Here is a 4,977-nt window from a genome sequence, read left to right on the forward strand (position 1 = left end):
ATCGACGCGATCTGCTCGTTTAACCGAGAAATAGTTGTAAGTATCTACTATCGATCCATGTTTCTCTTCGGCAATAACTTTTCCTGGTATTAAAAATAGGAAATCATAATCGTGCAGAGAACGACCTCCTGTCTGTACGGTTCTCGTATCGGGAAGTTTAAGTTGGAGATGCTGTTTGGCTAGCTGCTCCATGTCTCCAGCTCGCACGTATATGCCGGATCCATCGTTCCGCTCCCAGTTAGCAAAGCTGAAAATCTCGCCATCAGCCCTCCTGAGAACCGGCCGCATAGATGCGCTTTCCATGCGCCGGAAGTACTCGCGCACCTGGTTGTGGGGCCCGACGCTCACGACCTTCCAGTCTTGATGAGCGCGCATTTCCGCGAGCAGCGTCGGATCGTATGTACTCCGATACGCCGCTTGGAGCTCGCTGGGGATCGGCTCCCGCGAAATCTGCATCATCCCCGACATACGACGATAAGCATGCGCCCACGGCACAAGGTCGTCATCTTGAAGGCCAACGAAAAGCCGTTTCTCCGCATGTTGGCGCTTGAGCATCTGCCTCTGTGGCGCTGTTACTTTGAGAACTGCCGTCACGGCTTCTCGAACGATAGGAGCGAGCAGATTTGGAACATGGTGGGTCGCCTCAACGAACTCCTGCCCTGGCCCGTCTTGATGCTGTTTCTCCGCGAAGTGCGTTAGGCTGGTGATGGGCTCTGGTGGTCCGAACCTGCGGCCAGGCATGATGCCGTCATCCCTGACGATGAGCGTTTCTGCGGGAAGATTCACCATTTCACCTAGCCGGAACCCAGTGGCCGCAAGGATGCGTGCCTGATGGAAGCGGATGAAGTCGGACGTGGTGCGAGGGCTCTCGTTAAAGATGATGCGAACCAACTCAACCATCGCCTCCGGCCGAGGCAGCTTCTCTTCGTAATGCCGCCTGCTAAGGTCTGATCGAAGACTATCTGGGCGCTTCGCATCCAATTGGCGCCGTAGGGTCGTCGTCAGCTTGTCTGCTTGGGAATGAGACTGTGCATTGTCTGGGAAAGGCGCGCAGTAGGGCGCTAGGGGCCGGAAGTCGGCGAGCTGGAAAGTGTCGAACCAAGAGACGATGAGCCCCTTCAGCAGACGTGCCCATTGACCTGAATCACTGGCCCCCAAGGCAACGTTAAAGCTCAACTGAACGCGATCAGGTGTGAGCTGTGAGGGAGCGGACGCTCCGACACATCCTGCGAGTAGGCGATAGGGATTTCCGAGATTGGACAATCCATTACGAGGTTTGTTCCGCTTCACGAACAGATCGTGTAGGAGGATTGCCTTATACAACTCGATCCATTCAGCGCCCATGACGGGAGGCATCGAGCTGCCATCAAGACGTTCGAGCATATTCGCGCCTGACGCCAGCGTCGCAAACGTGGTCATCTGCGCTGCTTGGCCAGCTCCGTGCCCGGCCGCTGCCGACAAATCCCACCGCGCCAGTCGCGGTATTTTTCCGGTCGAGAGGTCGTAAGGTACGTTCCAACTGAGGCCCCGATCGTCCGCGATCTGCCGCGCCCGTTCGATAAAACTACTGATCTCAGATGTCATTTGCCCTGTCTGTCGCCGCCGCGGCAACCTCCGCAATAGCCTCAAGTGTGGTCCGAAGCTGCATCATGGCGGGACTGACGCGAACAAGTTTCTCAGGCTGATCAAAGTCCAATACGACCTGCCTTAACTCGTCGAGCAACGCATTGTGGACGCCGGGTTCGCTGACGGGGAGAAACTTGTGACAGGTGTAGCAAGCGAGGACGGGGTTCCGTTGGCACGAAGACTGTCCTGACTGACACGCTCCAATGCCGGTGACCGGAATACCGTGGGGCATCCCAGCGATCTGCCGATCCCCCGGTTCCCGCAGAAGCTGTGCGGCAGTGATCATGTCGCCTCGAGCTGCCGCAGCGACGCCCTGGTAAGTAGGGGAGTAGCCTAGCGCCATATTGATTTGTGCAGCTTGTCGAGTAGATGCGGAGAAATACACCTGAGCCGCCGTTGTATCTGAGTGCCCTAAGAAATCGCTTAGGCTCTCATTTGAGATACCGGCATCGGCTAAACGCTGCGCGCTAGTGTGCCGAAGCGCCCCATTGGCATATGCGACCCCAGTAATATTCTCCAACGCGTCTCGTACCAATTTGCTCAACTCGTCAGGACGAAGCGCAAAGTACTTTTGGTGGATCGGCCTAATCTCAGACCAACGCCGAAATATTGGAATCCATCCAGGATTTATCTTCCGCGTCACGATCCGTCGGACTTTGATATGGCGTTGCTTCAACAGTTCCACTTTCATGTGCAACACATCGGCGTCGTGAAAAGTGAAGTCCGTCGGCTCGAGTGATGCCAGTTGTTGTCGCCGCAATCCAAATTGGAAACCGAGAGCTATCACAGCAGCAATCTGCAGTTCTTTGCGGCCTACCTCCATGGATCTCCGGGCGGTGACATCTAGAAAATCGACCACACGGCTCTGAGCCGATGCGGACAAAAAACTCGTTCCGTTTCGGACGCCAGCGTACTTGTCTAACGCATGCCCTGGAAGCGCTCTGACAATCTGACTGTCGCTCTCACGCCAAAGGCCAATCTCCCACCTACAAGCGAACTGTGCAGCCGACCTGACAGCAATGGCATGGTGGCGGGAAAGCATGTCGCGAAACTCGTCGATCCAGCGCCTCTGGAACTCGATCGCTGTACTCTGTCCAATCGCAATGATGATTGGAATCAGTAAGCTTTTCTGGTGGAGCGCCTGATAAACGTGCGCGAAGTTCACCACGGTAGTCACCGATCCGAGTAGCTTCTCGCCGAGGTGAGCCCGCAAAAAATGATCAACCCACGGATCGCCAAAACTCAACGATAAGCTAGCTACGCCTCCGTTATTATGCAGGCGCCACTCACCCACGCCAGGCTGATGCAACGTAACATCGCATCGTCTGAACTGATCTCTATATCGGATCAGCGATGGCAAGGCAGGAAGTGAGGGTAGGGGGGCGGCTGGTTCCTCGTGATGGAACAGATCGTACTGATCCATTAGCAACCTATCCCTTCGCGAAGGGCGGCCAACGCATCGTCGAACGTTTCGTCCCACAAATTCGCATAGCGCGGCTCGAAGAATTTCCGCGCGTAGTGGAACGGCATTTCTGATCCAGGCGCCCAACCCATGAAAGGCCGGATTCTACGGCTCATCTCCTCGTGATCCATCCCGCTTGAGGAGAACCGCTGATACCTAACAACGCTGGCTGTATGACGAAGACTGTGCGGCGAAAGCTGATTACCTGCGCGCGCTGCAAGACTTTCGTGCGCCGAGGGACTGAGGTTGCGCTTGATGACCTGGAATATCTCTTCAACAGACTGTTCTGAGAGTGGCAACCGCTGAGCGGATGAGAAAAGGAATTCGTGATCCGGATCTCCACGATATTGGGAAATGTAAACGTCAAGTGCAGATACCAAAGTATGAGACAAAGGCAATTCTCGTACTGCCCATGCATTCTTCAGCCTTGGCGGGCTTGCCCGACTGTCTTCGCAAGCAGGTTGATTTATATCGAGCCAGTGAACTTGTTTTCCCAAACGAAAGTCGAACTCGGAATGGATGCTGTCCGGCGTCAAAAGAAGCATTTCTCCACGCCGGAGACCTAGCTGAAAAAGCAGCAGGACCATCGTGTAATTTCGCCACCGAGCTATCGTCGTTCTGAAAGGATTCCGACGGCTCGTGGGGTCGACAAGCTCGAACATGTCTTCGAGAACGTCCGCCGGCAACGACCTAGCTGTCTGGCTGATCGGCTTCGTAGGTGCTGCACTTCGTATTTGAGAATATGATCTTTGGAGCGTTTTGAGCTGCCGTGACAGTTCAGGCACCTGACCGCCGTTAACCATCTCGAGTATGCCGAACACAAACCGCTTCTGAAGAGCCCACCTCTTGTCTGCCGCTTGGCGTGTCTGATGGCCTAATAGCGCCGAGGAGAGAACTGCTCTTAAGGCCCCCAGATCCGTCTCTATGAGGGCCTTATCAAGGTCCACCGGCGGCTGCATGGCTTCGGCATCGCAATAGAGACCCGAGATTGCGCGCGCATACTTCTCACGCGTCGCAATTGCGGCATGCGCATTTAGGAAGTCGAGCCAAATGGTGGCGGCGTACCGAGGAAAGCCCAATGCGTCGACGCATGCAGGACCGCTTAGCGATGGAGGTAACAAACTCATTCGTGGGCAGCTGATAAGTGCGTAACTAACGGAAGCTACAGCAGCTTTAGTTCAGTGCGATCAAGCCTAATATGGGTCGAGGCGGCCCGCCCAAACCCACGTCGCTGCGCCATTTGGATAGCTGCGCGTCGTGGGTTTGCGCTACAGCTGCAACAGAAATGAGATTGGTCGGCCTTCGCATAATATATCTTAGGCGAGAAAAGGACACTCGACCAAAGTCGCCCTGACGCTTGTCTCAGCCCTGCGTCACTCTCTCGGCCAATCGCGCACTTGCGGCGTGAAAACGGTCGGAAAGACCAGACAGCTGGGAGGCTACGCTATGACGGACAGCGCCATCGGTGCGCCGGTCGATGAGTATGTGGTGGGTAAGAACGACAAGCTGGTGATTCTGGCGTCGTCGGTCGGCACCGTTATCGAATGGTATGATTTCTATCTGTACGGGTCGCTGGCCGCGATCATCACCGTGCAGTTCTTCTCGGGCGTCAATGAGACGACCGGCTACATCTTCGCCCTGATGGCCTTCGCCGCCGGATTTGCGGTTCGACCGTTCGGGGCCGTGGTCTTCGGGCGTCTGGGCGACCTGTGGGGTCGCAAGAACACCTTCCTGGTGACCATGCTCCTGATGGGGCTTTCCACCTTCGTCGTGGGTCTGTTGCCGCCCTATGCGGCCATCGGCATCGCCGCGCCGATCATTCTGGTGCTGATGCGGCTGATCCAGGGTCTGGCCCTGGGCGGCGAATACGGCGGCGCCGCCACCTATGT

General features: G+C 56.0%; 4 protein-coding genes. 1 reads left to right on the forward strand and 3 read right to left on the reverse strand.

Annotation, left to right across the window (positions count from 1 at the left end):
• The 3 genes from ACIQ17_RS30655 to ACIQ17_RS30665 form a co-directional block, all read right to left on the reverse strand.
• Positions 1-1,584 (reverse strand): hypothetical protein (locus ACIQ17_RS30655; RefSeq protein WP_398473249.1); only part of this gene is annotated, 1,584 nt, incomplete at its 3' end.
• Positions 1,574-3,049, reverse strand: coding sequence for a site-specific integrase (locus ACIQ17_RS30660; RefSeq protein WP_161639115.1), 1,476 nt, complete (start codon positions 3,047-3,049; stop codon positions 1,574-1,576). The genes ACIQ17_RS30660 and ACIQ17_RS30655, both read right to left, overlap by 11 nt.
• Entirely contained in the window at positions 3,049-4,215 is a 1,167-nt protein-coding gene (locus tag ACIQ17_RS30665; RefSeq protein WP_398473250.1) for a tyrosine-type recombinase/integrase, read from the reverse strand. The genes ACIQ17_RS30660 and ACIQ17_RS30665 overlap by 1 nt, the downstream gene beginning before the upstream one ends.
• 319 nt (positions 4,216-4,534) lie before the next feature.
• On the opposite strand from ACIQ17_RS30665, the gene ACIQ17_RS30670 reads away from it, so the two are divergent.
• The coding region (locus ACIQ17_RS30670) for an MFS transporter (RefSeq protein ID WP_398473251.1) at positions 4,535-4,977 on the forward strand (443 nt) is incomplete at its 3' end.

Source organism: Tardiphaga sp. (genome assembly GCF_044340795.1).
GTDB lineage: Bacteria > Pseudomonadota > Alphaproteobacteria > Rhizobiales > Xanthobacteraceae > Tardiphaga.